The sequence below is a fragment of the Opitutaceae bacterium genome, from assembly GCA_041395105.1.
Taxonomy (GTDB): Bacteria; Verrucomicrobiota; Verrucomicrobiia; order Opitutales; family Opitutaceae; genus B12-G4.
Genome location: JAWLBB010000003.1, coordinates 308940 through 335111, shown reverse-complemented (window position 1 = coordinate 335111; position 26172 = coordinate 308940). Strand labels below are relative to the sequence as shown.

Genomic DNA, 26172 nt, shown 5'->3' with positions numbered 1-26172 from the left:
ACCCACGTAGTCAGGTCGAACCGGCTCTGGGTTGGTTTCGGCAAAAAGTAAGGCGGTGACGCCGAAGCGCCACCGCCTTTGGAGGACACGAGGGGAAAAGCGATCAGTCCTTGGAACTTCCGATCAGGCGATAGACCACGGCGCCCAAGACGGCACCGATGATCGGGGCGACCCAGAAGAGCCAGAGTTGAGCGGTCGCCCAATCGCCGACGAAGAGGGCAACACCCGTGCTGCGGGCCGGGTTGACCGAGGTGTTGGTGACCGGGATGCTGATCAGATGGATCAGGGTCAGTCCAAGGCCGATGGCGAGGGGGGCGAATCCAGCCGGGGCGCGGGAATCGGTGGCCCCGAGGATGATGAGGAGGAACATCATGGTCATGACAACCTCGCAGACGAGCGCGGCGACCATCGAGTAGCCACCGGGAGAGTGTGCTCCGTAGCCGTTTGAAGCAAAGCCCCCGGCGAGTTCAAATCCTTCCTTGCCACTGGCGATCAGGTAAAGAACCCCACCGGCGAGGATGCCGCCGAGAACCTGGGCAATGATATAGGGGGCGAGTTCCTTGGCCGGAAAGCGGCCTCCGGCCCAGAGGCCGATCGAGACAGCCGGATTGAGGTGACAACCCGAGATATGGCCGATGGCGTAGGCCATGGTCAGGACTGTCAGGCCGAAGGCGAGGGAGACGCCCAGCAAGCCGATGCCGACCCCGGGAAAGGCAGCGGCCAGGACGGCGCTTCCGCAACCGCCGAGGACCAGCCAGAATGTTCCGACAAACTCTGCACCGTATTTTTTCATGTATTTCAGTTAGTGTATTTTGGGGTTGTTGAACGACCCGTTTTCAGGGGAGAGGTCTTCAGCGGGGGGCGGCAAGGGCGGCACCGATGATGCCGGCATTGTTCTTCAACCGGGCGGGCACGACTTCCGCGCCGCAGTTGATCTGTTTCTTGTAGCGCGCGAATTTGGCGCTGACTCCGCCGCCGAGAATGATGAGATCCGGGAAGATGACCCGGTGGAGATGGACGAGGTATTCATTGAGCCGGGAGCCCCACTCCTCCCAGCTCAGCTTTTCGGCCTTGCGCACGCTCGACGCCGCGAATTTCTCGGCAATGGTGTCCTTGAAAATGAGATGGCCGAATTCGGAATTCGGATACAACCTGCCGTCGATGAAGAGGGCGGAGCCGATGCCGGTGCCCAGGGTCAGGAGAACGATCGACCCCTTGCGGCCTTTCCCGGCACCGTAGGTGATCTCGGCGAGTCCGGCGGCATCGGCATCGTTGATGACTCCGACGGGGCAGCGGCACTTGCGTCCGAAGAGCTCGCCGAGGTCCCGGCCGATCCAGGTTGTGTGGAGGTTGGCTGCGCTGCAGGCGGTATTCTGCCGCATGATTCCCGGGAAACCGACGCCGATGGGCCCCTTCCAATCGAATGCGGCCACGAGTTCGGCAAAGACCTTGGCGACGGCCGCCGGTTTGGCCGGTTGCGGCGTAGCGATGCGGACACGCTCGGTCAACAGTCTCCCCTTTTCAAGATCGACCGGAGCACCCTTCAACCCCGAGCCGCCGATATCGATACCCAGTACCTGCATGCTGGTCGGTGCCGCCGGTATGCTCCCTACTTGAGGAATCGAATGCAGAAGGGATAGCGATAGGCCACGCCCTCGCTCGCTTTGACTGCCGCGATGATCGTGAAAATGAGCCAATACAGGCTGACAACGAAGATGACGGCGATGCCGATGACTACGAGCATGAGAACAAAGCCGACAACATAGCCGATCAGGCAGGTGATTTGGAAGTTGAGCGCTTCCTTGCCCTGGTCGTCCACAAAAGCGTATTCATCCTTTTTCAGGAGCCAGATGACGAGAGGGCCGATCCAGCTTCCGAACCCGGCAACAAGCACGCCTGCCAGCGCGGTGATATGACAGAGCATGCCGAAATTGCGTGCCTCCTTGGAAGTCTCGGTGGAGGGGCCTGTGGTGATGGTGGGGGTGGGAGCGGCCGGGGGCGGGGTGGAGCCGGTCGGTTGATTTTCGGGATTGTTGTTTTCCATGTTTCGACTGGGTTCAGGATCCAGAGTGAGGCAGGTCTTGGGGTATTTCAATCAATTAGCTAACGGAACCGGTGGTTGGGAAAGAGCCCTCTGCCGTTCCAAGCCAGTTCATGGTGTTTTTCGCGGCGATCTCCCGGATGACAGCCTCGGGAAGAGCGCGCAGGCAGGCCGTTTCCTCCTGATAAGTCGCGATCAGGCTGGGAAGGGCGCTGCCGGCCGGTTCAATCCAGAGATAAGCGGGCGAATCACTCCCCCAGATGAGCTTGCCCGGATAGGCCGCGGCGAGATCCGCCAGGACCCGGACCGGATCGCGGTAATCACTCTTGAAGCGACGCCCGGGTGGTGCGACGATCGGCAACTCCCGGACCACACTCTGGCAGTGAATGAGGTGCGCCGAACAGTCAAACCAGGCGTTGGCCAATCCGGCGATCCGATCCAGGACCGATCGGTCAAAGCGACAGGAGTGGGCGAGGCAGAAGCGAACATCCGGTCGCGATTCGGCGATCCCGGCGATTTCATCGGCCTGGGACCAGGGGTCGTTGTCGATCACGCTGGTATGAATGATGAACGGGATGTCCCATTCGGCGGCGAGATCGACGAAGCAGGAACCGACATCATGCAAAGCCCCGATCGGCGACTTGATGACGGTTGCCTGGATTTTCAGTCCGGCGATGGGATACTGGTCGCGAAGACGACGGAGGGCGGCGATCTGAAGATCGGTATTCCGGGCGGGATCGAGCATGGCAAACTGCAGGCAGTCTCTTCCCTGCTCAGGCAGTTGATGACGGAGTTCGCCGGCCAGCCGGAGGTTTTCCCAGGCAAAGGGGGCCGCAAGTTCCCCGGGCGGAGGGGGCAGCAGGGTTCCGGGCTGTCCCCGGTAGTGGACGAAGGGGAAAACGATCCAATTGGTGACACCACCCGCTCGACCGATCGAGGTCATGGTCAGCAGATCCTGGCCATAGGGGAGGGCGCCGGAGCGGAAAAGCTCGTCATCGGCCCCGAGGTGGTTGTGGCAATCGATAATCATCCGCCGTATTCCCATACTGGATTTGTTCCGCAGGTAAGGTCAATCCATGGTTCGTCGCTGTCGCCGCAAATCGAAGGGAGACAAGATCCGGCCGGTGCCTGCCGGCGTGGCGGTCTAAATCAGACCATGCCAGAGTCTGGTCATTTTCCCACTTTTCCGCAATCAACTGCAGGATGAAAACACAGGCGGTCCTATTTGCGGGAGTGGATCAAATCGAGGTCGGTCAGGCCGTCATCCCCGCGCCCGGAGTGGGCGAGGTTATCGTGGAGACCCATTTCAGCTGTATCAGCCCGGGAACGGAGCTTCGCAGCCTGGCCGGGCAACAGGCCGGTTCAGGGCCTTTCCCCTTTGTTCCCGGCTACCAGCTTTCGGGCGTGATCGTCGAGACGGGTGCCGGAGTGACGCTTGCGGTGGGCACCCGGGTCTGCTGCAATGGCACGGAGCGCATCAGTGACCGTGGACGCTGCTGGGGCGGTCACATCAGCCACGCAGTGGTCAGGGAGTCCGCCGTTCTCCCGGTGCCCGGTGGCGTCGACCTGTTGGACGCATCCATGGTGAAACTGGCCGCGATCGCCTATCACGGACTTCGGGTCAGTCGACCGGGACCGAATGAAAAGGTTGCGGTGGTCGGCCTGGGTCCTCTCGGCCAACTCTCCGCCCGTCTCCACGCCATGACCGGGGCACACGTGGTAGTCGCCGATGTATCAGCGCAACGTGTCGCTTTTGCCCGGCAGTCCGGCCTCGACGCCCGTCTGGTCGAGGGTAGTCTCCTGAACACTTTCCGGGAGGTATTTCCGGACGGCGCCGATCTTGTGGTTGATGTGACGGGATCGGCACGCGTTTTGCCGCAATCGATGGAGTTGGTCCGAGTCAAGCCGTGGGACGACTCTCCGGAGAGCGGCGGGCGTCTCCTGCTGCAGGGGAGCTACCCGGCGGATTTCACCCTCGACTACCAGGAATGTTTCCGGCGGGAGCTGAGCCTCCTGCTGACTCGGGATCAGCAGCCGCGGGACAGTCGGAATGTGCTGGATCTGCTGGCCCGGGGGAAGTTGCGGATACGGGACATCATCACTGGGTTGCGACCGGTGGCAAAGGCGCCGGATACCTATGCGGAGCTGCGTGCGGCCAAGGAAGAATTGCTGACCGTGGCTTTCGACTGGCGCCGTGCTTGAATGGATCGGCTTCCAGGATTGGCCTTTTCAGCGGCTCAGTGCAGATTGGGGCAATGCACTCCATCGTCCCGGGCATTTTCTGCACATTATTCCTGATTCTGGCGACCGGCTGCGGCTCACGCGAGAGAACGGATGCCCGGTTCGAGTGCCGGCTGACCGGTCCCCGCCAAGAGGGGGATTCGATCGACGTCGTCCGCGAGGGCCCTGCAACCGTATTCATCATTTCGAGCGAGTTTGGCATCGGGCGGGCCACCATCTGGCCGCTCGAGGGGAACTGGCCCGATGCGGTCCGGTTTCAGCTCAATCTGAAAGCACTCGAATCATTTGTGGTCAACGGGGAGAAACTCTATCGGACGGAGCGCAGCGACGACGGCGCCAAAGGCGGCTATGAAGTCGATCTGCCCGCCGGCGTGACCGGTTCGGGAAACCAGCCGATTGAAATCGAGTGGGTCGATTTCTTCCGGCACTAACGGCCGAGCTTCCTGCCGAGTCCATGAGCGACCTGATGGAATGCCGCCCGGGTTGTGGTGCCTGCTGCATCGCGCCCTCGATCCATACGCCGATGCCGGGAATGCCACACGGCAAACCCGCCGGGGTCCGCTGTCTGCATTTGACGCCGGATTACCGGTGCGCACTTTTCGGACGGCCCGAACGCCCCGCCTTCTGTCAGAGTCTGCGGCCGGGACCGGAAATGTGCGGCGCGAATCGGGACGAAGCCATGGCCATCCTCGAGCGACTGGAGCGGGAGACCGGCCCGGAGTAGGGCGGATGGATCGTCGCCATTGCCCGGAGTCTATTCAGAAACTGTCGCAGGCGCGGTAGGCGGCGAGAAGTGCCTTCTCACCCTCCAGTCCGGGGAGGCTCTTCCCGTGTTCCATCCCGAGGATACCGGTATAGCCCTTGGCGTGCAGATGACGAAAGATGTTCTTGAAGTTGATCTCGCCCGTCGTCGGCTCTTTTCGCCCGGGGTTGTCGCCGAGTTGGAAATACGCGATCTCGTCCCAGGCGCGATCGAGGTTAGGGATGAGGTTTCCCTCGGTCACCTGCTGGTGGTAGAGATCGTCGAGTATCTTGCAGGACGGGCTGTTGACCGCCCGACAGATCTGATAGGCTTGCGGAATCTTGGTCAGGAAAAGTCCGGGATGGTTGGTCCAGGGGTTGAGCGGTTCGAGGACCATGGTGACTCCCGCGGGTTCGCAGATCTCCACGCAGGCTTTCAGGAGGTCGATCACATTGGAGGTCTGGTAGCCCCACTCGAGTCCGGGATCAAACGTGCCGGGCACGACGGTCATCCACCTGGCATTGACCCGCTTGGCCACCTCGATTGAGTCCCGGATCCTGCCGAGGACCATTTCCTTGTCCTCCGTCTTGCCCGCAGTGAAGGTCGGGTTCTTGAAATCGGCGTAGGCGACAAAGACCCCCATGGTCATGCCCAGCCGGTCAAGTTCGCGGGCCACCTTTTCCTGATCCGCGACCTCCCGCTTCCACATATCGTTGTCCTCCATCGCGGAGAAACCCTGGTCCGCCATGAAACGGACCTGGTCCACCAGGTCTTTGCCCGCATGGTTCTCGAACATGCCGAAGTGCGGTGCATACTTGAGACGGAATTGGCCGGAAGGTTTGAGCAGATCTTCAGACTTCAGGACCTGGGTACCGACCGCGGCGAGGGTTCCGGCCGCGAGGGATTTCTGAACGAAGGAACGTCGATTCATGGTCGGCGGGAGTCTGAAACGCGAAGGGACGAAAGGCGAGTGAATCCGCCGGGAGTCCGGACTGAATTATTTTTCGGGAATAGAGTTTCAGGTTTGGACTCTCAAATGGTGCTTCATACGTGATGTTTACCTCCGACGATTTCTTATTTTCTGATGCATGCCCGCCCTGGTGGCGGCAGATGGTGGCGTGCGGACTGGTTGTAGTGACAGGCGTGATGCTGTCCGGCTGCGCCGGCGTGCCCGTCTATCGGCAGGCGATGGTCTCCTCGCCGGGAATGCTCTATTCCAATTCGCCGGTTCTCGCGGCCGAGTCGGCTCTCCTCACGCAGCTTGAGCCCGGACTGGCCTCCAATGGCGGCGGGCAGGCTGCCGGTTGCACTTCATGTCGATGAAAATCCGCCGGACAGTATGTTGGGTGGTCGCTCTGGCCGGATTCCTCCCGGCTGCCCTGGCCGAAAGGCCGTCCGAGGGCTGGGGACTTCCCTACGGTTGGGAAGTGGACCTGGCCGGGGAGGCAGTTCTCTCTTCCGACATCCAGCTCAGCCATTACGTGGTCGGTCTGGCCGATCGTCAGACGACCAGCCAGTTCACCCTGCGCCTGGTTCAGGATGTCATGAGCGTGGACTACGAGCCGATCGATTTCGACCTGAACGGGGAGAGCACGCATCTCCATGAGCAGACCCTCGCGGTTCAGGGAAGTTTCCGCCACGCCTTTGAAGGGGCATGGACCGGGCTGATCTCCGGAAGCGCCTACGACGGTTACGCCGATTACCGCTCGCTCTGGTTGGCCGAATACTACCGGCAGCAGTTTTCCGGTCTCGGCGACATTCCGGGATTTGACCTCTGGAGGGAGCCTGATCCCCATGGTGTCAGTTTTTCGGCCGGCATGCGATGGGAGTACCTGCCGGCGAGCGGGTTTCTCCAATTGGATCTTGCCCATGCGAGGGACGTGATCGCCCCCGGCTATGAAATTGATTTCGATGGGCTCGTATCCGGTCCGAGTGTTCTCACGGCCCGGTCCATCGGTCTGACCCTCGAGAATGTTCTGACGCCGCGACTGCGTACTCTCCTGCAACTGCAGGCCGCGGAAACCACCGGCCGGGACCCGCGGCTGTCCGCCCTGTTCTCGGCGAATCTGGCCTTCAACACAGCCTGGCGGATCCGTGGTCGGATCGGAGGGGCGACCGAAGGCCCGGATTTTCGTTCTCTCTACGGTTCATTGGCGGTGGAGGGCGATCTTTCCGAAACCTGGACGGTTTTTGCGACCGTCCGCGGTTATGAAGACAACGGCGAGATCGAAGACGCGCTCCTCTTCTCGGCGGCCGCTCCGGGCCTGACCACCGGGTCGGCCGGGATCGGTATCAAGGGCACCCATCGCAACCTGAGCTGGCGCCTGGCCTGGACCCCTTACCGGACCGACTACGAGGAGACCGGTCTGGGCACCATTTTCTTCAGCAACCTCTATCGTGACCGGAGTTGGAATATCTTCGAGCTCTCCGGCGTCTTTACCTTCTGAACCCTTACGAAATCCCGTCATGAAGTCTGCTTCCAATCTCTCTGTTCCCGCATCGCGGATGATCCTCCCGTTTGCCCTGCTTGGCCTGGTTGCCGCGCTGGTTCCGGCCAGGGCCCAGCTCTATCGGGTTGGCGACACCGTGAGCAATTTCACCCTGACCGATCGGGCCACCGGGCTTCCGGTCAGCCTCTACAGCCTGGAGGGCAAGGTGATCTTCCTCGAATGGTTTGCCCATTGGTGCCCCTTCTGCCAGGCGGCCGCCTCTCAGATCGGTCCGCAGGTGGTGGATTACTTCGAGCAGCGTGGTGGCAATGTGGATGGCGTCGAACTGGTTCATGTTTCGCTCAACCTCCAGGCAGGACAGGAGAGCCAGACCCAGGCCTTCATCAACCAATACAAACTCGGGGCGGTCTGGAATGACTTCAACCGGGTGGTCGCCAACCGATTCGGCTCCGCCCAGCCGATCTTTGCCATCATCAACGGATTGACGGATTCGCCCAGCCATCGGCCATGGGAGCTCGTGTATGTAAGAAATGGTTACGGAAGTCTCAATTCACCGATCCAGACCTTCCGCAATGCGATCAACGCGGTGGCCGCCGCCGAGGTCGTCCCGGACTCACCGCCGCGGATCACGACACCGCCGGCTTCGGTCGGTGCCGTGGCGGGCAGTCCGGTGGTCTTTGAGGCCACAGCCGAAGGAGAGAACCTTCTTTACCAATGGTCGCGGGACGGCGTGGACCTCCCGGGCAAGACCGAACCCACCCTGAATCTGGGCGGCGTTTCCGAGGCCGATGCGGGGATTTACCGGGTGCGGGTCGGCAACGGCGGTGGATCGGTGACGAGCCAGTCCGCCTTTCTATCGCTGATCGCACCCGGGGCCGCGCCGGCACAGCTGGCGAATGTATCCACGCGGCTCAACGTCGGCACGGGCGGACGGATTCTCATTGCCGGCTTCTATATCGAAGGAACGCAGCCTGGACGGGTCCTGATTCGAGGAATCGGTCCCTCGCTGGCCGGGTTCAATCTGGATGGAGTGCTCGCGGACCCGGTACTGCGTTTGTTTCAGGGCAATGCGGAGGTGGCCGTCAACGATGATTGGGGCAGTCTGGCCGACGCGGCGTCGGTTCGGATGGAGTGGCAGGTGGCGGGGGCCTTTGACCTGGAGAGCGGAACGCGCGACGGCGTTCTGCTCGAGGAATTGCCGACCGGGCTCTACACCGCGCAAATACGGGGCTCGGCCGACACGACCGGCCTGGGGCTGGTCGAGGTCTATGATGTCGCCGGGAGCGGGGGAGGCGTGCTGACCAATATCTCGACCCGCGGGCGGATTGTCGGGAATTCGGCCCGCATGATCATGGGATTCGTTCTGCGTGGGGAGGCCCCGCGCACGGTCCTGATCCGGGGGATTGGTCCGACCTTGAGCGAGTTCAATGTACAGGGTGCGGTTACGGACCCGCGACTGCGTCTTTTCTCCAGTCCGGACAATACCCTTCTGGCCGAGAACGAAGTCTGGGCGGACACCCAGGCGACGGCCATCGTGAATGCCGCGGCCGAGGTGGCGGCGTTCCCGCTGGCCGCGGACAGCCGCGATACGGCGATTCTCATCACGCTGCCGCCGGGTGGCTACACCGCGCATGTTTCCGCGGACAACGACGAGGAGGGGGTGGTCCTGGCCGAGGTCTATGTCCTGCCGGAATGATTTTCGGGCTCAGTTCCCCCGTCCTGATTCCATTTTTCAATCCTGATTCTCGGCTCAGGCACCCGTGCCGCCGGCCCAGGCCGGTTTCTGCCGGAGGTGGAAGAGGCGTTCACCGGCCTTGCGCACAAGGAGGATCCCCTCGTCCTCGCGGTTGGCGTAGTCATCCGGGTTGATCGTGTCCGGATCCCGGTAGTGCAGATTGAGCCTCCGGCACTCGTCTGCGGGAATTTGACTGGCCAGGGTCACCTTGATCCTCAGTTTCTCGACCCCGTTTTCATAGGTGCCCAGACCGGAGACATGAGAGGAATGGGCAAGTATACCCCATGGAAAATCCTTGAACCGGTCCCATTGCTTCACGATGTAGTCGCAACAGTGGTACCCGATCTTGCGTATCCACTCGCCGTGGGTGACGGAGACTTCATGGAGGTGCGGGGCATAGATGATGAGCTCGCCCCCGTCGGCCACCACCGGCTCCAGCTTGTACATGCATTTGGCGGCGACCCAGATTTCATCGTACATCCTGGGGGCGCAGGAGAGCACGGTATGAAAGGGTTTGTCGCGGTATTCGATATTGAGTTCGGCCGAGAGGTCACTGGCCTTGTCCCAGGCTCCCTCGGGCGTTCCGGCGAAAAAGCCGGCGAAGCGACCGCCGTCGACCACCGGAGCGAGACAGTGCTTTCGGTTGGGAATCATCGCGGCCACCCGATCCACCACCTTGCGGACCGGCGTCCACTTGTTGCCGATGACCATGGGGGTGGTCACGACCGCACCGAGCCAATGGAAGAAGTTGAGCACCTCCGGACCGCTGATACCGGGAAAGAAGTACTTGTTGCCCCCGGAGAAACCCACGACCTCATGCGGGAAAACCGGACCGATGATGATCAGGTCATCGTAATCATCGATCATCCGGTTGACCCGGACCTCAACATCCAGGGAAAACCGTCCGTCGGAAAGCGCGTGGACCTCATCCCTGGAAAGCGTGCCGATGGTTTTCAGGGCGGCATCCTGGTCCCAGGCATGGTTGAAGAGCCTGACCCCGGGGTAGTCGCGCTCGCGATCCGCGGGGGTGGTCTCCAGACGGTCACAGATGGCATCGTGACTCATGGGGGGGTGGGTGCCCAGGGCCACGATCACATGCACACAGGAAGCCTGTCCGGCGATCTGGCGGTGGAGACTCTTGAAGACGGTGCCGATCGGAGCGGTCCGGGTGGCATCCGGAACAATGACCAGGACCCGTTTGCCGACTAGATCGGTGCCGGTCAACCACCGGGCGATGACCTGATCCACCTGGTTGGAGGAGACTTCCTTTCCGGAGGGGGCGATGATGGATTCGGGGAGGGGCAAGTCGGATGACATGGCGGCGATTCTGAACGCGAGTCGGCCCATGGCAATACTCCCTTCTTGTCGGAATGAACGGCGCCGGCCCGATATCTCTGAAACAGCACGACAGGACGCCGCCGCACCATTCCCGGTCCGTCAAGACAGTCGCGCTCGGCCGTAGCTCCACGGAGCGACCCCGCCACACCACCCGATTCAGAGCTTGATCGCGGTCGAGACGGAGGCCTTGCTGACTTCGGCGGCGGTGACCTCGCGACCGAGGCGATCGGAGAGGTAGATGCCCTCGCTGATCAACATGGTCTTCAGGGCGATCTCGGCAGTCGGAAGCAGTGGAACCAACCCCTGGAGCGCGGCAATCCAGTGGTGTTGCGGGGAATCGTAAGCCGTCTCCATCGGATTCAGACTGTGCCAGCGGGAGTCGGCGCTTCCCAGATCGAAGCTCGCATTCATCGGCATGTCGCCGGTGGTGTTGAAGTAGCTGAACGGATCGAGCCGGATGCCCCCCTCGGATCCCAGCAGGTAGCTGCCCTCAAAGGGGTTGAGGTGGGCGGCCCAGGCTTCGATCACCTCCATGGTGGTTCCGTTGGCGAACCTGACCAGGCCGAGCCCCAGTTCCTCGACATTGTAGCCGCTGGATTTCCGGCGCTTTTCGTCCATCGAGGTTTCCTGGTAGATCTTGCCGGATATGCGGGCAATCTCGGGCGCACCGAGTAGATCGAGGATCTGCGAAATGTGATAGACTCCCATGTCATAGAGGGCGCCACCGGCAGCGATCTCCTTCTTGACGAAGCTTTCGGTTCCGTATCCGTCGACGAAGGGGCGACCGCGGCGGCGCCACCCGCTTGACTTGGAATGATAAATCCGGCCGAGGTGCCCGTCGGCGATCAACCTGCGTGCGGCCTTTGACTCCTGGGAAAAGACCGTTGAGAGCTGGATGCTGAGTTTGCGTCCGGTTTTTTGGGCGGCTTTCAGCATGTTCTCGGCGTCCTTGAGGGCGCCGGCCATCGGCTTTTCGCAGTAGACGTGCTTGCCCGCCTTGAGAGACGCAATCGTGACCGGGGCATGAAGGTTGTTGTGGAGGCAGACGTCGACCGCGTCGATGTCTTCGCGTTTGAGCATCTCCCTGAAATCGGAGTAGGTGTCGGGAATCGAATGGAGCGCGGCGACCCGCGCCAATTCCTCCGCATTGAGGTCGGCTGCGGCCACGACCTGGGCGCCCGGGATGCCTTCGTACCTCTTCAGGTGGGCTTTGGCGATCTGACCGACGCCGACAAAACCGATGCGGATGGGATTCGGGGTCTTTTTCATGGTGGGGACCAGTCCATCCCAACGTGATGCGGAGGCCAATCGAATTGACCGGGTTCAGGACGGGGAAGTCTGCTCGATTGATCGAGCAGGGGTTGGTCGATGGGTGGGTCCGGTGGCCTCCGGATTCGACAGTTGTACCCTTTGTTCCTTTGTCACCTTGGAGTGCGGAACCTGTCTGATATTTTTCAGTCCGGCGTCTCGGCCGCGCCGCCATCTGTCGTGTTGGTGAACTCCACCTTGGTCGTCTCGACACCCTTCAGGTCACCCTCCCAGAGAGACCGGTTGGCGGCGGTCACCCGGTCCCGGTCGAGCTTCTCAACCTTGCGGTCGTAGGTGTAGAGACCGTTCATCTCGTTTTCCAGATCGGTCCACTGGGTATAGACGGCGCCGGAGAGGGCATCCTTGCTCTTGAACTCGAGGAGTTGGTCCACGAATGTCACATACTCTTCGGTGGCGGCCTCCCTGCCTTCGTAATTGTAGTGAACCCAGGGGCCGTCGACGTCCCAGACATGACCTTCGAGGAGGTAGCCGATGGCGCCATATTCACCATTGACCGTGGCCCGGTTATGAGCGGGGTGGGGGTTGGTAGGAGGGCGGTAATGGTGGTTGTCCTTGATATGGCCGACCTGGTAGTCGACATCCGGCTGCCCGGCGTCGATCCCGCTGTTGCCCGTAACCATGCGGGAGGGGTCCAGGGCCATGACGAAGTTGGTCAATCGCTCGACATCGTAAGCGCCCCAATGCTCGTTGAAGACGATCCAGTTGACGATGCAGGGGCTGTTCCAGTGCATCCGAACCATCCGGGAAAGTTCCAGTTCAAACTGTGCTTTTTCCGACTCGGTCCGCTTCTTGAAGGTGCTCGGCATGTCCTGCCAGACGAGGAGGCCGGCCCGGTCGCAGTGGTAGAACCACCTGCGCGATTCCACCTTGATGTGCTTGCGGATCATATTGAATCCCCAAGCCTTGATCTGCTCGACATCCCATCGCAGGGCTTCGTCGGTGGGATGGGTATAGAGGCCGTCGGGCCAAAAGCCCTGGTCGAGTGGCCCCATCTGAAAGACAAAGCGATTGTTGAGGAAGAGTTTCTGGACCGGGCCGCGGTCGTTGACCCGGACGGCACCCAGAGAGATCTTGCGCATCCCGAAATAGCCGGTCACCCGATCCACTTCCTCGCCGTTCTTCTTCAGGATCACGTCGAGATCGTAAAGAAAAGGATCGTTCGGCCACCAGAGGCGGGGGCGGGGAACCGGGACGGTGAGGGGCAGGTTGGGGGAACCCATGGCCGTCCCCACCACGGTCGCGCCGGTTCGGGCGATGACTTCGACCGACAGGTCATCGTTTTGGGCATCGGGGCTGACGGTCACCTCCAGGGATTCCTCACCGATGGACGGCGTCGCGTGGAAATCGGCAATGAACTGCTCAGGGACCGGCTCCAGCCAGACCGGCAACCAGATGCCCGACGATGGGGCATAGGTGTAGCGCTGGGGGTTGTCGAATCGGTCGTTGGCCTGTTTGCCGACCGCGATTCCTTCCGCGTTGCCGGGATCGTAGACGCGGACAATGACTTCCTGCGGGCCGGTGGTCGAAAGATGGGGGGTTATATCGAAAGAGAAGGGATCATAACCGCCGCGGTGTTCACCCGCGAATCGGCCATTGATGAAGACAGACGCCTCCCAATCGACCGCCTCGAAGTGCAGCAGAATCCGCTGCCCCGCCCACCCGGCGGGAATCTCAAAGGTCCGCCGATAGAAGGCCCGCCGGGAATCCAGTTGGCGCCGGATGCCCGACAGGGCCGACTCCCATGGGAACGGCACGAGGATGGTCTCCGCCAGAGTCCGCCCCCCGGGCAGCGGATCTGTGACAAGCGCCTCCTCGAATTCCCAGAGACCATTCAGGTTCTGCCAGTCCATGCGCCGCATCTGGGGACGCGGGTATTCCGGCAGCACATTGCCGGGATCCACTTTTTCGGACCACGGGGTCATCAGGGGAGCGGTCGCCGGTTGCCAATCGGCACCGGGAAGAGGGGCGGGAATCAGCATGATGATCAGGGTGAGAAAACTGGTGATGACGGGCCTCATGGATCGGTGGGTTGGAGTTGAAGAACCCAAACAATTCGCCTTCGTGAGGGCGAGAAGGAAGCTTCATTCATGGTGGGGGGCGCCCATCACAAGGTGGGTTTTGGGCAGTCGGTCATTTTGACGAGCCTATTTGGATGACATTCCGCCAGACCGGTTGCATCCTGACCCAAATGATATCAGGAAAAGTGTCGAGTGGCCGGTGTTTGCCAGGCTTTCTTGAACATCGAATGCAGAGTGTAACCGCCCCAGTCCCTTGGGTCGAATCACTGTGGATACACGGCAAGGGATTGCCGTGGCTACAACCCGGAAAGCGCGCTATCACCCTTTTTCCTGGAGCTCTTCCAGCCTGACCCACATGACCCCGATCCCGCCTCTCGATCTCCTTTATCAGGACGACGATCTGGTCGTGGTGAACAAACCGTCCGGCCTGATCAGCGAGTCCCGGGACCCGGACGAGGATTCGCTCGTCCGGCGAGTGACGGATTGGGCCGGCCGTCCCGCCACCCTGTATCACCGCCTCGACCGCCTGACGACGGGCTGTATCCTTCTGGGCAGGACGGCCCGGTTCAATCGTGCGATCGGTCTTCTCTTTGAGAACAAGCAGGTGCGCAAGGAATACCGGGCCGTGGTCGAAGGAGTCTGGCCGAGAAGGGGCTCAGCCGGATCGAGACCCGGCTGGCCCCGCTTGGCGGTGGGCGATGGGAAAGCCGGGAGAGGGACGGCAAATCGGCCCTGACGACATTCCGGGTGGTGAAGAGGGTCGGCGACCGGACTTGCCTTCAGGTCTTGCCGAAAACGGGCCGCACCCACCAGATCCGGCTGCACTGCCTCCATGCGGGATGCCCGGTGGTCGGGGATACGATCTACGGCGACCCCGACCAGACGGGACCGCTCATGCTCCATGCTCGGAAACTGAGCTTCCGGCATCCCGCCGACGGACGGACGGTTGAAGTTGAAGCACCGTTTCCGGACTATTGGGACCGGTGGAACGGGATAGTGAAGGGGTGAGCAGCGATCCACTCGCGCAGAGCCGCAGAGACGCAGAGGACTGAATACTCAAGAGGCTGTGGTCACAACCGGCAGGGATGGCCCGCCGGCTCATCCACGGCCCCCAAATCCCCTGCTCCTCTGCGTCTCCGCGCGAGAAATCAATCGGCAAGCAGCGCTTCCACGGCACCAATGGCCCCTTCCAGTCGTTCTTCCCCAGTCCCTTTGACCAAGACATACCCGATCCCCAATTCCTCCAGGGTCCGCTGCCAGAGCTCCCGGCACATGCGACGACCCTCCTCGGTCGGATAGCTGCGCATGGGATCCGGCACGTAGGGCAGGTCGTTTTCGCAGAACAGATACATCGAGGCACTCCGGGCCCGGGCATCGCCTTCGGTCCTGACCCAGTCCGGACAATACCCCGGGAAGAGAAGATCGTCCCAGAGGCAGCAGGTCAGCAGGTCCGTGTCGCAGAAGACCATCCGCTTTGCTTTCTGCTCCGCGGCCAACTCCCCTTCCAGTTGTCCCCGACCGATGGCCTCGAGGCTCTCGGCCGTGATGTCGCCATCATGATCGATCCAATACTGACGGACATACTCCGGCGACCATGGTTCGTCGAAGTGCCGAGCCAGACCTTCCGCCAAGGTGGATTTGCCGGTCGATTCGGGACCGAAGACGACAATGCGCCGGATTTCAGGCATCGGATTCCTGCTCCTTCCAGGCTTTGAGCCACGCCTTCAGGCCACCGAGGGACATGCACCAGAAAATCCCATAGAGCACCGCGAACCAGTAGTATTCCTTGGTCCAGAAGACGCCGATGGCCACGGTATTGGCGATCAGCCAGCCGATCCAGTTGGCGAGGACCTTGCGCGCCTGCAGCCATTGTGAGGCCACACTTGCGGCGAAGACGAACCCGTCCCAGTAGGGCAGGGCGGCATTGGTCAGGCGGGCCATGGCGCTTCCCCAGACGCCCCAGAGCAGGAGGGTTCCTGCGGACCAGGCGAGGGCTTGCACCGACGTGAGCCGCTGGATGGGCAATTCTTGGACTTCCCGCCCATCCGGGTGCGTCCAGTGCCACCAGCCGTAGGCGAGGGCGGCGAAGAAGATGCCCTGGAGAACGGTTTCCGAGTAAAGTTTCCCTTCAAAGCAGACCCACCCGAATATGGCCACCTGGATCAGCCCGACGGGAAAGGCCCAGATCTTTCGCCTGATCATCAGGCCTACCCCGATGATCCCGAGCACGGTCCCGACCTGCTCGAGGGCGGACGCCCCGATCATGCCCTGCCAGATGGATTCAAGGATGGGAGACAAGGTGAGTTGAGACTGACGCGTCTCGAATTTAAACAGAGTACCGGATCGAGGGATCAGAAGAGGCAAATCCCGCTGACAGCCGATGATGTCGCTTTCCGGGGGCAGGCCGCAGTCTGCGCAATCAAGGCGTGTGAGGGGTTTGCCCAGCTACAGTTTCCGAGCCAGCAGGATGCCGTCGCCGATGGTCAGAAGGGAGGCCTGGACTCGAGGATCCCTGGCCAGCTTCTGGTTGAGGGCGTTGATCGCCTTGCTGTCGTCATCGGGATTGGCGTCGAGGACGCGTCCGCTGCGGAAGGCATTGTCGAAGGCGATCAATCCATTCTTCCGCATGCGGGGCAGAAGGGCCTCGAAATAGCCGGCGTAGCCGGTCTTGTCCGCATCGAGAAAGGCAAAGTCGATTTCCTGGTCGGGCAGTTGACCCAGAAGTTCGGTGGCGGGACCCAGGTGCAGGGTGATCCGGTTGTCCAGACCGGCCTTCTTCCAGTAGCGTCGGGCGATCGAGGTGAATTCGTCGCTGATGTCAAAGCAGTGAAGATGGCCACCCGCCGGGAGACCCCGGGCGATACAGATGGCGCTGGTTCCGGTGAAGGTCCCGATCTCGACCACGAGTCTCGCGCCCATGGCGGCCACCAGGCTGGTCAGAAACGCACCCTGGTCGCCGGGGATCTGCATCCCGGCCCAGTCCGGCAGCGCCGCCCAGGTTTCTTCGCGCAGTTCCTTGAGAAGCGTATCGCCGGCATCGAACCGGTGCTTGTCGATGTAGGTGGCCAGATCTTCGCTGATGACGGTGTGCTTGATTTTTCTCATGTTGGTGCGCAGCAAAGAGAAAGAACGGCTCGGTGGAAAGGACGGAACGGGAGGATTTTCCGGGCCGGGCACGGAGTTGGCGGCCGACGCGGAGAATGCTCCCTGATGAAGAATCCGGCCTGGCAGGGAATCAGACGTTTTTCGAAGGATCCAGCTGGCGGTTTTCCTCAAGGCAGGCGCCCATTTCCCGCATGAGCGGCTCAAAGGGTCTTGCGCCGTTGGTCGCGGCATGAAACTTCAGCTGCCGTTCGGCGAGATTGCCATGGGTGAGGATGAATTCGATCACGTTCCGGTATTCGGGGTCGAGAGGTTCAATGCCGATCTTCTCCAGGATATGACCCCAGAGCTCCCCGGCCGTGTGGTCACGGGTGGGAAGGCGGAAGGCCTCCCGGATGTCGGGGAGGACGACTTCGGCCTGACGGCCGGCCTTGATCACCTCGAGGAGTTGATCCCGGCGCTTCTCGGTCGATGACCGCAGGGCCCATTTCTTCAGGTAGGGGTCACGGTGTTCGACCAACCACTTCAAAGTATGAACGATCAGCTCGCAGATCGCCATGTCGGCCCGGGGGCATTCCTGGACGTCGAGCAGGCGGATCTCGATCGCCCCCCGGTCGAACCGGGCAATGGCGGCACGGGAGTTCAACCACTCCTCCTGGAGGACACTCTCGGGATCCACCGGTGAAATCTCCCGATACATCGGCTGGAGGATCATCCGCTCGTAATCGGCCCGGGTGAAGGCGGGCTCCGGGACCATCATGCCGGAAATGGACGGGAACCGCTGCTGATTGCGCCGATAGACATCCAGCCGGGTGTCGAGCAATCCGCTGACCTTCCCCTCGATGAAGGGACTCCCGGCCGACAGGGCCGGAAGGAAAGGGAGGATGAGGATGATGGCGGCGTGGAGGAGCCCGAATTCGTCGTCATCGCCGAAGGGCAGATTGAGATGGCAGCTCTGGAGGTTGAACCACCCGTGGCCGTGACAGTCGAAGATGCGGTCGTAGGTCTCGTAGATGTCGCGCCCTTCGTGTGCCCAGGTGGTGGATTCGTGGACGGGATCCATCAGAGGGTGCATGGCGCCGGGCAGGAGCTGCCAGTCGCCCACCGAGAGGATCCGGTTGGTCTCGCGGATCGCATCCACGAAGGAGGATTCCGCTCGAGTGATCGAATCGATCGGGGCCGGGACCTTGAGCTCAAAGACGTGGGCGGCGAGTTCGTTGGAGACCTCGCATTGTCCGACCACGCAGGTGCCGACCGGCTCTCCGGTCTGGTGGATCATGATCCGGTCAACCACCGGCGCGACCGCGAGGTCGGACCGGTTGACCACCATGTACTCAAGTTCGAGTCCGTATTTCTGAAAAAGTCGAAGGGTCGAGCGCATGCGGTCCGGGAATCAGCGTTGTTTGGATTTTTCAATACGAACGAGCAGGCTCTGGATGAAGCGTTCGTAGAGGGCCGGACCGAGGTGCTGGTCCTCTATGCCGGAATCGACATTCGGGTTGTCGTTGACCTCGATGACAAAGACCCGGCCGTCCTTCTGCTTCATATCCACGCCGTAAAGACCGTCGCCGATGAGATTGGCCGCGTTCAGGGCGGTCTCGACGACTTCAGCCGGGGCATCGGCGATGGGTATGGTGTCGAAATCCCCCGCGAAATCATCGCCCTTCTTGCCATGGTTGTAGATCTGCCAGTGATCCTTGCTCATGAAGTAGCGGCAGGCGAAAAGAGGCTGGCGATCGAGGATCCCGATGCGCCAGTCGAAGTCGGTCGGCAGAAATTCCTGGGCGAGCACAAGATCCGATTCCTTCAGCAGTTTCTGGAGGGTCTTGCGCAGCTCGGGTTCGGAGGCGACTTTGAAGACGCCGAGCGAAAATGCGCTGTCGGGTATCTTGACGACCATCGGGAACCCGATCGACTTGATGACCCGATCGATGTTGCGGGCATAGAGTATCTCCGTCTTGGGTACGGCAATGCGGTGCTTGCAGAGCATCTCGTGGAGATAGACCTTGTTGCAACAGCGCCGGATCGAGTCGGGGTGGTCGATCACCACCATTCCTTCGCGCTCGGCCTTGACCGCAAACCGGTAGGTGTGGTTCGCCAGGCTGGTCGTTTCCCGGATGAAGAGGGCGTCGAATTCGAGAAGCCGGGCGTAATCCTTCTTGGTGATGAGCTCGGCATTGAGCCCGGCCGCTTCCGCCGCCTTGATGAAGGCTTTCAGGGCCTTGGTGTCCGACGGCGGCTGTTTCTCCTCGGGATCGTGAAGAATGGCGAGATCGTAGCCGGTATTGACCCGGTTCGATTCCGAGCGCCATCGCTTGGAAAGGAACCCGTCCATGGCCTCCTTGACCTTGAAAAGGTGCGACTTGGGCACCTGATTGAGCCCGAGGGGACGCAGTTCCCTGATCTCCCATCCATCATCATGGTAGGTGAACTGGACCTTGAAGAGCGGACAGGGAAAGAGGTTGAAGAGGATTTCCGAGAGCTTCGCGTGGGTCTGGGCCAGATTCTGACCGAAATAGATGCTCAGGGCAAAGTCCTCATGGATGATCCGGGAGAGGCTCTTCTGGATGACGTTGTTCAGCTCTTCGAGACCCTCCGTGTACATGCGCTTGCTCGTCAGGTTCTGGAGCGTTCGGGCGCTGGCCATGGAGCGGTGGCTCCGTGCTTCGGCGAGAAGCGAGACGTAGTAGCCCATGCTGAGTTTGTAGTCGTGCCGGCAAAGATTGATGATCCGGTAGCCGGAAGATGTGTACTCGTTGTTCGAGATGTATTCATCGACCGAAATGACCGGATAATTCTTCCAGTCGGGCGACCAGTCTCTCAGATCGTCCACGACGATCAGATTCTTCGAGATTTTCATGGCTGATGGGCGGTATTGGAGATGATCAGCAGATTGGCATCGTAGGTCATGATCCCCAGGAGAACGGCATTGATGAACCGGTGCACATCAACCCGGTAGACGCCATGGGGATTGAAGGGATTTTTGCCGAAGGGATCAGTGACCACGACCTCCTCCGTGTCGGCGTGGTAGCCGGTCATGACCACGAAATGGCCGACCGGCCAGCCCGCGATATCGTTGTCCTTGCAGTCGGGTGTTTCCCGGATGCTCTGGTAGAGGTAGGTGGAGCTCAGGCCGACCAGGATAGGCTCCCGGCGGCTGACGAGGTGCTCGAGCAGATAAGGACTCAGGTCCGCGAGGCGCAGTATGCCGCCCCGCTGAAGGTAGTCGACGTAGGCCTGGTGGGCCTCGATGTCCTTGGGGAGTTCGAGGTGCCGGGTCCGTTCCTTGAGTCTGGTCAGAAACTCGGCCCTGGTGAGATTCCACCACGTAGGGTCGAAGATGCGCAGGTTGTAGGTGTAGAGGGTCGTCTGGAAACCGCGATCCAGGGCATCGATCGCCAGATGAACCGAGATGGTGCCGCCTTCCTCGAATTGGTGGATCTCGTCGATCAGGGCATGGAGATCGTGATCCTGTCCAAAGAATCGGTAGATGGCGTGGAGGCAGGTCGGGCCGCAGGATGAGTCCGACGGTTGCCGCAGCATATCGAGTTCTATATTCATTACCAGGGTGTCATGAAACCCTGTTCAGAGTAACCTCATTGCAGTTGCCGGCCAAACTGCAATTGGATTTTTCAAGATTGTAGGCTGCCGGGAGACTCCCATCGACCGATCGTCCCGCAGGGCAGGGTGATCCCGCCGTCCGTGATGGGCAGACCGAGTTCTCCCACGGAGATGGATCCCTTGCGGGGGGCGAGATTCATCGCCAGCAGATTGCCGAGAATGGTCGCGGATAGACCGGTCGTATAGGTATTGAGGAGAAAGAACGACGCCTGGTCGGAGAGGAGGGGGACGGTTCGCTGAATGAGTGACCAGAGGTCGTCTTCGAGTTTCCAGATCTCCCCGCCTTTCCCGCGTCCAAAGGACGGCGGATCCATCACGATGCCCTCGTAGACGCTTCCGCGCCGCTTTTCCCGTTCGACGAATTTCAAGCAGTCGTCGACGAGGTAGCGGATGGGGGCGTCTTCCAGTCCGCTCAGGGCGGCATTCTCCCGGCACCATTGGACCATTCCTTTGGCGGCGTCGACATGGGTGACCGAGGCGCCTGCTTCGGCGGCGGCCACGCTGGCGGCTCCGGTATAGCCAAAAAGGTTGAGGAGTCGGAAGGGTCCGGAATGGTTACGGATCCGTTGAGCGGCCCAGTCCCAGTTGACGGCCTGTTCGGGGAAGAGGCCGGTATGCTTGAAATTGGTCGGCCGGATCTTGAAGGTAAGGGTCCGGTAGCGGACCGTCCAATGCTCGGGCAAACGCTTGCGGAAATCCCATTGGCCGCCACCGGTCGGCTGACGCTGATAGAGTCCGTCGTAGTGTCCCCAGGAGCGGGCGGCCAGGGGCCAGATGACCTGGGGGTCGGGCCGCACGAGAATAATGCCTCCCCAGCGCTCCTTCTTCATGCCGTCGCCGGTCTGAAGGATCTCGTAATCCTCCCAGTGATCGGCAGCGAGTGTTCCGAGCGAATTCATGGTCGAACGGGGCTTCTGACCAACGCGGGAAAACGGTCACTTGGTTCCGCTCCCTTGAACGCAAACTGTAGTCGCGGCGGGTTAACGACGTTGAGCGACACGTCCTGTTCGGATTTTTCTCTCACGGAGACACAAAGACACAGTGCGAATCGTCGAGGCTTCCGTTGATGGTCCGAGTGATACCATTTCTCATTAACGCCTCGCCGAAGATGAGGAGATATCCCAGTTTCAGCCCTGTGAGCTTCAGGTAGGTAAGCAGCTGCTTCTTGTGTGCCGGATTGATCTTCTCGATCGATTTCAATTCGATGATCACCTTGCCTTCGACAATCAAATCGGCCCGAAAGCCTTCGTCGAAATTTTCTCCTTCAAACTCGATTGGCACAGGGATTTGTCGGGCGACTTTGAGTCCCGCTTTCTCCAGTCGACGTGCCAAGGTCACTTCGTAGATACTCTCCAGGAGTCCGGGACCCAGCCCTCGGTGAAGATCGATGGCAGCGTCGATGATGATCGTTCCAATTTCATTCTCATTCATCCTCTGTGCCTTCGTGCCTCTGTGAGAGCGTCTCTTCCTCTTGAACCCGAGATGGTCAGCAATCAGTCAAAACACACTAGTTCCACTCCGGGGGGTTCTGAAGGTCCGGTTTCAGGATGCCGATCGACGGCAGGTTCCGGTAGCGTTCGGCGAAATCAAGACCATAACCGACCACGAACCGGTCCGGGATGGTGAACCCGACGAAATCGGCTTCGAAATCGACCTCCCGCCGGGCCTTCTTGTCGAGGAGCACACAGGTCCTGATCGAGGCGGGTTTTCGTTTCTTCAGTTGCTCCACGACGACCGACAGGGTCTTGCCGGTATCAAGAATATCGTCGATGAGGAGGATATGGCGTTCACCCACGTCGAGCAGGAGGGTGTCCAGAATGCGGGGAGCGCCGGTCGACCGGGTCTGATTCCGGTAGCTTGAGACCCGGAGGCAATCGAGGCGGATCGGCGAATGGATCTGGCGGAGAAGGTCTGCCGTGAAGAAAATGGCGCCGTTGATGATGGCGACAACCGTGATCTCCTGACTGCCGTAGGCTTCCGTGATCTCGGTCCCAAGCTTCTTGAGGCGGCGCTTGATTGCGAGATGGGAAACAAGAATGCGTTCGAGATCCGGGTGAGGGGCGGATGCTTTCGTCTTCGGCATAGAGGGTCATCCTTGCCGAGGTCTTGAGTGCGGTCAATGATTTGACGCCGGTATGAGGTGAAGATTGCGCCTGGCGGGGCGGGCGGTGCGTCCGCCGGTGAGAACCAAGGTGCGTTCGCTTCGTCATTGGTTTTGACATCCGGAGGTGGGGCGTTCTCCTGAAGCATCCTTCCTTGATCCGGATGATATCCGTAACCGTCAGCCACCTCACCAAGCGCTTCGGCACTGTTACCGCCCTGCGGGATCTCGATCTGAAGATCGAGCCCGGGGAACTGTTCTTTCTCCTTGGACCGAGTGGCTGTGGCAAGACTACCCTGCTGCGGAGCATGGCCGGTTTTTACATTCCCGAGGCGGGTTCGATCCACTTCGACGAAGAAGACGTGACGCGCTTGCCTCCGCATAAACGCAACACCGGGATGATGTTCCAGAGCTACGCCCTCTGGCCCCATATGTCCGTGGCCGAGAACGTGGCGTTCGGGCTCCATGAGCGGAAAGTGGAAAAGGCCGAATTGAAGCGCAGGGTGGGGGAGGCGTTGGAATCCGTGCAGATGAGTGCCTACGCCAACCGACGCCCAAACCAGCTTTCGGGCGGTCAGCAACAGCGGGTCGCCCTGGCACGGGCTCTGGTCATCCGGCCCCGGTGTCTGCTCCTGGATGAACCGCTTTCCAATCTTGACGCCCGACTCCGGCTCGAGATGCGCGGGGAGATCCGCCGGGTCTGCAAGGAATTCAAGCTGACCACGGTTTACGTGACGCACGACCAGAAAGAGGCACTCTCCATTGCCGACCGGATGGCGGTTCTTGAGGACGGAGTGGTCCTTCAGGTCGGTTCCCCCAGGGAAATCTATGGTCGCCCGCACACCCGGACGGTGGCGGATTTTATCGGTGAAACCAATTTCATCGACGGCCGCCTCGTCGGGCGTAACCACGAGGGCGTCCGGGTTGAGACCCCGTTTGGAGCGCTCAACGGGATCCTGGCCGATCCCAAGGCGGAGCCGACGGTCGGAACCTCCGTTACCGTTTCGATCCGCCCCGAATGCTTTCGACTGAGCACGAAGATGAAGGATTCGAACTCAATCACCGGCCGGATCGGAGAATCCATCTACCTCGGTGAAGTCGCCCAATATGAGTTCCATGCCGGTCCGGGTGTGCTCAAGGTCTTTGAGCTGAACCCCCGCTTCGTGGAATCCGGCCATGACCAGGACCTCCATGCCATGGTTTCGCCCGAGGATGTCGTCGTGCTCACCCGCTGATGGGCGGCGTCCGGGGTCTTGCCCAACTCCAAGAATCTCTCCGCCATCAACGCATCGATGAACCCTGATCGGAAAGAATGGCTCCTGCGGGCGGTCATCATCGTGGCTTTTGTCACGACGATCGCGGTCCCCTTCATCATGCGGAAGGAAAAAGAGCACCTGACCAACCCGGACGAAACCCTCATCATCATCACCCCGCACAATGAAGCCATCCGGACGGAGTTCGGGCGTGGATTTCGCGAGTGGTATCAGGAGCGAACGGGAAAGTCGGTTTATGTGGACTGGCGGGTCATCGGCGGGACTGCCGAGATTGCCCGCTACCTCGCCGGCGGCTACCAGACCACTTTTCGACTGCTATGGGAGCGGGAGATGGGCCGCTCCTGGAACAACGAGGTCCTCTCTGCGTTCGACAACTCCAGGGTGATTCCCGACGACACGCCGCAGGACGATTCCGAGGGAGAAGCCGCCCGTCGGGCATTTCTTGCTTCCGAGGTGGATTGTGGACTCGATGTTTTCTTCGGGGGTGGGAGTTACGATTTCATCCGGCAGGCGGCGGCGGGTCGGCTCGTACCGTCGGGATTGATGGAACGGCATCCCGAATGGTTTTCCGAAGCGATCATCCCGCTTTCGCACAACGGCGAACCCTACACCGATCCTGAAGGTCGGTGGCACGGTGCGGTTCTTGCCAGTTTCGGAATCATTCACAATGCGGATGTCTATGCTCGGCTCGGGATCGAGGCGGCGCCGACCCGTTGGTCGGACCTGGCCGATGACCGGCTCTTCGGGGAACTCGCCCTGGCGGATCCGACCAAGAGCAGTTCCATCAACAAGGCTTTTGAGATGGTGCTGCAGGAGGCCATGCAGGAGCGTCTGGTTGAGCTTCAGGCCGGAGGAGAGACTGGCGATGCGGTCGAGGCGCAGGCTGTGCGGGAAGGATGGGTCCGGGGATTCCAGCTCCTGCAGAACCTCGGAGCCAATGCCCGGTATTTCACGGATTCGTCCCAGAAGCCACCCATCGATGTCTTTCAGGGGGACTCGGCAGCCGGGATGTGCATCGATTTCTATGGTCGCTACCAGGCCGAGGCCGTCTCCCGCCGCGAGGGCAGGCCGCGGGTGCAATACCTGACTCCCCCGGGCGGATCCGTTTTCTCCGTTGATCCGATCGGACTCCTCCGGGGTGCCCCCAATCGGGAAGTGGCTGAGTCGTTCATTGAGTTTGTCCTGTCACTGGAGGGCCAGAAGCTCTGGAACTATCGGGTTGGCACGCCCGGCGGTCCGCAACAGTTCGCCCTGCGACGCCTGCCGGTGCGGCGGGACGCGTATACGGCTGAGGCGAGTACCTTCATGTCGGATCCGGAGGTTGAGCCCTACGGTCCGGAGAACGACTTCATTTATCACGCTTCGTGGACGGGGCACCTGTTTCGGGAAATGGCTTTCGTCATGCGGGTGGTCTGCCTCGACACCCACCATGAAATGATCCGGGCATGGAAGGCCATCCTGGATAACGGTCGGCCACCCGGAGCAGTCGCGATCTTCACCGACCTGTCCGAGGTCGACTACGAGACAACCAATTCCTCAATAAAGGCCGCCTTGCGCTCGGCGGATCCCCTGGAGGAAATCCGCCTGGCGAAGCGCCTTTCCAATCATTTCCGGGATCAGTACAAGAGGGCGGAGGCGGCAGCAATCAATTCCCGCAATTGAGGCCAGCCGGCCCTAAATCGTCGGGTCCGGGATGATCTTGGCATCGGGTCCGCTCAGGAGAATCACCCGGTCTCCGTGATGAATCGGCTCATCGTCGCGCTGGACGATCGTCTTGGTCACGCCCGAGTCCATCTCCACGATGTACTCGTAGGCGGTGGTGCGGGTGATCATTTCCTCGGTGCCGGCGCCGGCGATACCCCCGACAATGGCTCCGCCCGCCGTGCTCAGGACCTTGATGGCGTCGTTGTGGCCACCGCCGAGATCATTGCCGATGGCTGCTCCGGTGATGCCGCCGAGGACGGTTCCGGTCTTGGTGGTCCCCTCGACATTGACGAGGCGGACATTGACCACGACGCCCTTGTCGGCACCCCCGATCCGCCCGAGGGCCTGGGGACGGTAGGTGTTTCCGTCCCGGCGGGTGCATCCGGACAGGGAGATCAGGAGTCCCGAAAGGAGTCCTGCGATAATCAGGTGATGGTTCATCGTGATTTCCGGTTCAGCTTATCAGTGGATACGGC

28 protein-coding genes are annotated in these 26172 nt (G+C 60.9%); 10 read left to right on the top strand and 18 right to left on the bottom strand.

Going from position 1 to position 26172, the window contains the following annotated elements:
• Positions 1-103 precede the first annotated feature (103 nt).
• Genes aqpZ through R3F07_12970 form a run of 4 tightly spaced genes read right to left on the bottom strand, consistent with a single transcriptional unit; the run spans position 104 to position 3071 of the window.
• Positions 104-793, bottom strand: coding sequence for an aquaporin Z (aqpZ, locus tag R3F07_12985; protein MEZ5277290.1), 690 nt, complete (start codon positions 791-793; stop codon positions 104-106).
• Positions 794-851: 58 nt separating this feature from the next.
• On the bottom strand, positions 852-1583 hold the full coding sequence (locus R3F07_12980) for an ROK family protein (GenBank protein ID MEZ5277289.1): 732 nt from the start codon (positions 1581-1583) through the stop codon (positions 852-854).
• Positions 1584-1609: 26 nt separating this feature from the next.
• A complete protein-coding gene (locus tag R3F07_12975) occupies positions 1610-2044 on the bottom strand; it encodes a DUF4870 domain-containing protein (GenBank protein ID MEZ5277288.1) in 435 nt (144 codons plus the stop codon).
• A gap of 55 nt (positions 2045-2099) precedes the next feature.
• Entirely contained in the window at positions 2100-3071 is a 972-nt protein-coding gene (locus R3F07_12970) for an amidohydrolase family protein (protein ID MEZ5277287.1), read from the bottom strand.
• Between the two features lie 173 nt (positions 3072-3244).
• Between R3F07_12970 and R3F07_12965 the strand changes: the two genes are divergently transcribed.
• Genes R3F07_12965 through R3F07_12955 form a run of 3 tightly spaced genes read left to right on the top strand, consistent with a single transcriptional unit; the run spans position 3245 to position 5006 of the window.
• Positions 3245-4243 carry a zinc-binding alcohol dehydrogenase gene (locus R3F07_12965; GenBank protein ID MEZ5277286.1) on the top strand — a complete coding sequence of 333 codons (999 nt, stop codon included), beginning with the start codon at positions 3245-3247 and terminating at the stop codon, positions 4241-4243.
• A 53-nt stretch (positions 4244-4296) separates the two neighbouring features.
• Positions 4297-4713, top strand: a complete 417-nt coding sequence (locus R3F07_12960; GenBank protein ID MEZ5277285.1) for a hypothetical protein — start codon at positions 4297-4299, stop codon at positions 4711-4713.
• Positions 4714-4736: 23 nt separating this feature from the next.
• A complete protein-coding gene (locus R3F07_12955) occupies positions 4737-5006 on the top strand; it encodes a YkgJ family cysteine cluster protein (GenBank protein MEZ5277284.1) in 270 nt (89 codons plus the stop codon).
• A gap of 34 nt (positions 5007-5040) precedes the next feature.
• Here the strand turns inward: R3F07_12955 and R3F07_12950 are convergent, their stop codons facing one another.
• On the bottom strand, positions 5041-5955 hold the full coding sequence (locus R3F07_12950; protein MEZ5277283.1) for a TIM barrel protein: 915 nt from the start codon (positions 5953-5955) through the stop codon (positions 5041-5043).
• 122 nt (positions 5956-6077) lie between these two features.
• On the opposite strand from R3F07_12950, the gene R3F07_12945 reads away from it, so the two are divergent.
• The 3 genes from R3F07_12945 to R3F07_12935 are packed head-to-tail and all read left to right on the top strand — an operon-like array spanning position 6078 to position 9170.
• The gene (locus R3F07_12945; GenBank protein ID MEZ5277282.1) at positions 6078-6347 is read left to right on the top strand and encodes a hypothetical protein; all 270 of its coding nucleotides are present in this window, start codon (positions 6078-6080) and stop codon (positions 6345-6347) included.
• Positions 6338-7471 carry a hypothetical protein gene (locus tag R3F07_12940; protein ID MEZ5277281.1) on the top strand — a complete coding sequence of 378 codons (1134 nt, stop codon included), beginning with the start codon at positions 6338-6340 and terminating at the stop codon, positions 7469-7471. Before R3F07_12945 ends, R3F07_12940 begins: the two co-directional genes overlap by 10 nt.
• Before the next feature lie 19 nt (positions 7472-7490).
• Positions 7491-9170 carry a redoxin domain-containing protein gene (locus tag R3F07_12935; protein MEZ5277280.1) on the top strand — a complete coding sequence of 560 codons (1680 nt, stop codon included), beginning with the start codon at positions 7491-7493 and terminating at the stop codon, positions 9168-9170.
• Positions 9171-9224: 54 nt separating this feature from the next.
• Here the strand turns inward: R3F07_12935 and R3F07_12930 are convergent, their stop codons facing one another.
• The 3 genes from R3F07_12930 to R3F07_12920 form a co-directional block, all read right to left on the bottom strand.
• Positions 9225-10526, bottom strand: coding sequence for a lactate racemase domain-containing protein (locus R3F07_12930; GenBank protein MEZ5277279.1), 1302 nt, complete (start codon positions 10524-10526; stop codon positions 9225-9227).
• Between the two features lie 177 nt (positions 10527-10703).
• The gene (locus tag R3F07_12925; GenBank protein ID MEZ5277278.1) at positions 10704-11816 is read right to left on the bottom strand and encodes a Gfo/Idh/MocA family oxidoreductase; all 1113 of its coding nucleotides are present in this window, start codon (positions 11814-11816) and stop codon (positions 10704-10706) included.
• 185 nt (positions 11817-12001) lie between these two features.
• The gene (locus R3F07_12920; protein ID MEZ5277277.1) at positions 12002-13894 is read right to left on the bottom strand and encodes a glycoside hydrolase family 2 TIM barrel-domain containing protein; all 1893 of its coding nucleotides are present in this window, start codon (positions 13892-13894) and stop codon (positions 12002-12004) included.
• 355 nt (positions 13895-14249) lie between these two features.
• Here R3F07_12920 and R3F07_12915 point away from each other — a divergent pair, with 355 nt between their 5' ends.
• Positions 14250-14630 carry a pseudouridine synthase gene (locus tag R3F07_12915; GenBank protein MEZ5277276.1) on the top strand — a complete coding sequence of 127 codons (381 nt, stop codon included), beginning with the start codon at positions 14250-14252 and terminating at the stop codon, positions 14628-14630.
• A gap of 50 nt (positions 14631-14680) precedes the next feature.
• Positions 14681-14902 carry a hypothetical protein gene (locus R3F07_12910; protein ID MEZ5277275.1) on the top strand — a complete coding sequence of 74 codons (222 nt, stop codon included), beginning with the start codon at positions 14681-14683 and terminating at the stop codon, positions 14900-14902.
• Between the two features lie 140 nt (positions 14903-15042).
• On the opposite strand, the gene R3F07_12905 is transcribed toward R3F07_12910, so the two are convergent.
• The 9 genes from R3F07_12905 to hpt all read right to left on the bottom strand — a co-directional run bounded on the left by R3F07_12905 (position 15043) and on the right by hpt (position 22700).
• Positions 15043-15582 carry an ATP-binding protein gene (locus R3F07_12905; protein MEZ5277274.1) on the bottom strand — a complete coding sequence of 180 codons (540 nt, stop codon included), beginning with the start codon at positions 15580-15582 and terminating at the stop codon, positions 15043-15045.
• Positions 15575-16192: a nicotinamide riboside transporter PnuC gene (gene pnuC / locus R3F07_12900; GenBank protein ID MEZ5277273.1), complete on the bottom strand. Its 618-nt coding sequence runs from the start codon at positions 16190-16192 to the stop codon at positions 15575-15577. Before pnuC ends, R3F07_12905 begins: the two co-directional genes overlap by 8 nt.
• Before the next feature lie 147 nt (positions 16193-16339).
• Positions 16340-16999: a class I SAM-dependent methyltransferase gene (locus R3F07_12895; protein ID MEZ5277272.1), complete on the bottom strand. Its 660-nt coding sequence runs from the start codon at positions 16997-16999 to the stop codon at positions 16340-16342.
• Positions 17000-17129: 130 nt separating this feature from the next.
• Positions 17130-18377, bottom strand: coding sequence for a glutamate-cysteine ligase family protein (locus R3F07_12890; protein ID MEZ5277271.1), 1248 nt, complete (start codon positions 18375-18377; stop codon positions 17130-17132).
• Between the two features lie 12 nt (positions 18378-18389).
• A complete protein-coding gene (locus R3F07_12885) occupies positions 18390-19856 on the bottom strand; it encodes a RimK family protein (protein ID MEZ5277270.1) in 1467 nt (488 codons plus the stop codon).
• Positions 19853-20557, bottom strand: coding sequence for a hypothetical protein (locus R3F07_12880; protein MEZ5277269.1), 705 nt, complete (start codon positions 20555-20557; stop codon positions 19853-19855). Before R3F07_12880 ends, R3F07_12885 begins: the two co-directional genes overlap by 4 nt.
• A gap of 71 nt (positions 20558-20628) precedes the next feature.
• A complete protein-coding gene (locus R3F07_12875) occupies positions 20629-21516 on the bottom strand; it encodes a class I SAM-dependent methyltransferase (GenBank protein ID MEZ5277268.1) in 888 nt (295 codons plus the stop codon).
• A 121-nt stretch (positions 21517-21637) separates the two neighbouring features.
• Positions 21638-22048, bottom strand: coding sequence for a GxxExxY protein (locus tag R3F07_12870; GenBank protein ID MEZ5277267.1), 411 nt, complete (start codon positions 22046-22048; stop codon positions 21638-21640).
• Between the two features lie 76 nt (positions 22049-22124).
• Positions 22125-22700: a hypoxanthine phosphoribosyltransferase gene (hpt, locus tag R3F07_12865; GenBank protein ID MEZ5277266.1), complete on the bottom strand. Its 576-nt coding sequence runs from the start codon at positions 22698-22700 to the stop codon at positions 22125-22127.
• Between the two features lie 182 nt (positions 22701-22882).
• Between hpt and R3F07_12860 the strand changes: the two genes are divergently transcribed.
• Both R3F07_12860 and R3F07_12855 read left to right on the top strand, forming a co-directional pair.
• Positions 22883-23953, top strand: coding sequence for an ABC transporter ATP-binding protein (locus tag R3F07_12860; protein ID MEZ5277265.1), 1071 nt, complete (start codon positions 22883-22885; stop codon positions 23951-23953).
• A 57-nt stretch (positions 23954-24010) separates the two neighbouring features.
• On the top strand, positions 24011-25654 hold the full coding sequence (locus R3F07_12855; GenBank protein MEZ5277264.1) for an extracellular solute-binding protein: 1644 nt from the start codon (positions 24011-24013) through the stop codon (positions 25652-25654).
• Positions 25655-25666: 12 nt separating this feature from the next.
• Here the strand turns inward: R3F07_12855 and R3F07_12850 are convergent, their stop codons facing one another.
• Positions 25667-26137, bottom strand: a complete 471-nt coding sequence (locus R3F07_12850; GenBank protein ID MEZ5277263.1) for a hypothetical protein — start codon at positions 26135-26137, stop codon at positions 25667-25669.
• Between the last annotated feature and the right edge of the window lie 35 nt (positions 26138-26172).

Coding starts and splice junctions, on each gene's coding strand:
- aqpZ (MEZ5277290.1), bottom strand. CDS start 793: ATGAAAAAATACGGTGCAGAGTTTGTCGGAACATTCTGGCTGGTCCTC.
- R3F07_12980 (MEZ5277289.1), bottom strand. CDS start 1,583: ATGCAGGTACTGGGTATCGATATCGGCGGCTCGGGGTTGAAGGGTGCT.
- R3F07_12975 (MEZ5277288.1), bottom strand. CDS start 2,044: ATGGAAAACAACAATCCCGAAAATCAACCGACCGGCTCCACCCCGCCC.
- R3F07_12970 (MEZ5277287.1), bottom strand. CDS start 3,071: ATGATTATCGATTGCCACAACCACCTCGGGGCCGATGACGAGCTTTTC.
- R3F07_12965 (MEZ5277286.1), top strand. CDS start 3,245: ATGAAAACACAGGCGGTCCTATTTGCGGGAGTGGATCAAATCGAGGTC.
- R3F07_12960 (MEZ5277285.1), top strand. CDS start 4,297: ATGCACTCCATCGTCCCGGGCATTTTCTGCACATTATTCCTGATTCTG.
- R3F07_12955 (MEZ5277284.1), top strand. CDS start 4,737: ATGAGCGACCTGATGGAATGCCGCCCGGGTTGTGGTGCCTGCTGCATC.
- R3F07_12950 (MEZ5277283.1), bottom strand. CDS start 5,955: ATGAATCGACGTTCCTTCGTTCAGAAATCCCTCGCGGCCGGAACCCTC.
- R3F07_12945 (MEZ5277282.1), top strand. CDS start 6,078: ATGTTTACCTCCGACGATTTCTTATTTTCTGATGCATGCCCGCCCTGG.
- R3F07_12940 (MEZ5277281.1), top strand. CDS start 6,338: ATGTCGATGAAAATCCGCCGGACAGTATGTTGGGTGGTCGCTCTGGCC.
- R3F07_12935 (MEZ5277280.1), top strand. CDS start 7,491: ATGAAGTCTGCTTCCAATCTCTCTGTTCCCGCATCGCGGATGATCCTC.
- R3F07_12930 (MEZ5277279.1), bottom strand. CDS start 10,526: ATGTCATCCGACTTGCCCCTCCCCGAATCCATCATCGCCCCCTCCGGA.
- R3F07_12925 (MEZ5277278.1), bottom strand. CDS start 11,816: ATGAAAAAGACCCCGAATCCCATCCGCATCGGTTTTGTCGGCGTCGGT.
- R3F07_12920 (MEZ5277277.1), bottom strand. CDS start 13,894: ATGAGGCCCGTCATCACCAGTTTTCTCACCCTGATCATCATGCTGATT.
- R3F07_12915 (MEZ5277276.1), top strand. CDS start 14,250: ATGACCCCGATCCCGCCTCTCGATCTCCTTTATCAGGACGACGATCTG.
- R3F07_12905 (MEZ5277274.1), bottom strand. CDS start 15,582: ATGCCTGAAATCCGGCGCATTGTCGTCTTCGGTCCCGAATCGACCGGC.
- R3F07_12895 (MEZ5277272.1), bottom strand. CDS start 16,999: ATGAGAAAAATCAAGCACACCGTCATCAGCGAAGATCTGGCCACCTAC.
- R3F07_12890 (MEZ5277271.1), bottom strand. CDS start 18,377: ATGCGCTCGACCCTTCGACTTTTTCAGAAATACGGACTCGAACTTGAG.
- R3F07_12885 (MEZ5277270.1), bottom strand. CDS start 19,856: ATGAAAATCTCGAAGAATCTGATCGTCGTGGACGATCTGAGAGACTGG.
- R3F07_12880 (MEZ5277269.1), bottom strand. CDS start 20,557: ATGAATATAGAACTCGATATGCTGCGGCAACCGTCGGACTCATCCTGC.
- R3F07_12875 (MEZ5277268.1), bottom strand. CDS start 21,516: ATGAATTCGCTCGGAACACTCGCTGCCGATCACTGGGAGGATTACGAG.
- R3F07_12870 (MEZ5277267.1), bottom strand. CDS start 22,048: ATGAATGAGAATGAAATTGGAACGATCATCATCGACGCTGCCATCGAT.
- hpt (MEZ5277266.1), bottom strand. CDS start 22,700: ATGCCGAAGACGAAAGCATCCGCCCCTCACCCGGATCTCGAACGCATT.
- R3F07_12860 (MEZ5277265.1), top strand. CDS start 22,883: ATGATATCCGTAACCGTCAGCCACCTCACCAAGCGCTTCGGCACTGTT.
- R3F07_12855 (MEZ5277264.1), top strand. CDS start 24,011: ATGAACCCTGATCGGAAAGAATGGCTCCTGCGGGCGGTCATCATCGTG.
- R3F07_12850 (MEZ5277263.1), bottom strand. CDS start 26,137: ATGAACCATCACCTGATTATCGCAGGACTCCTTTCGGGACTCCTGATC.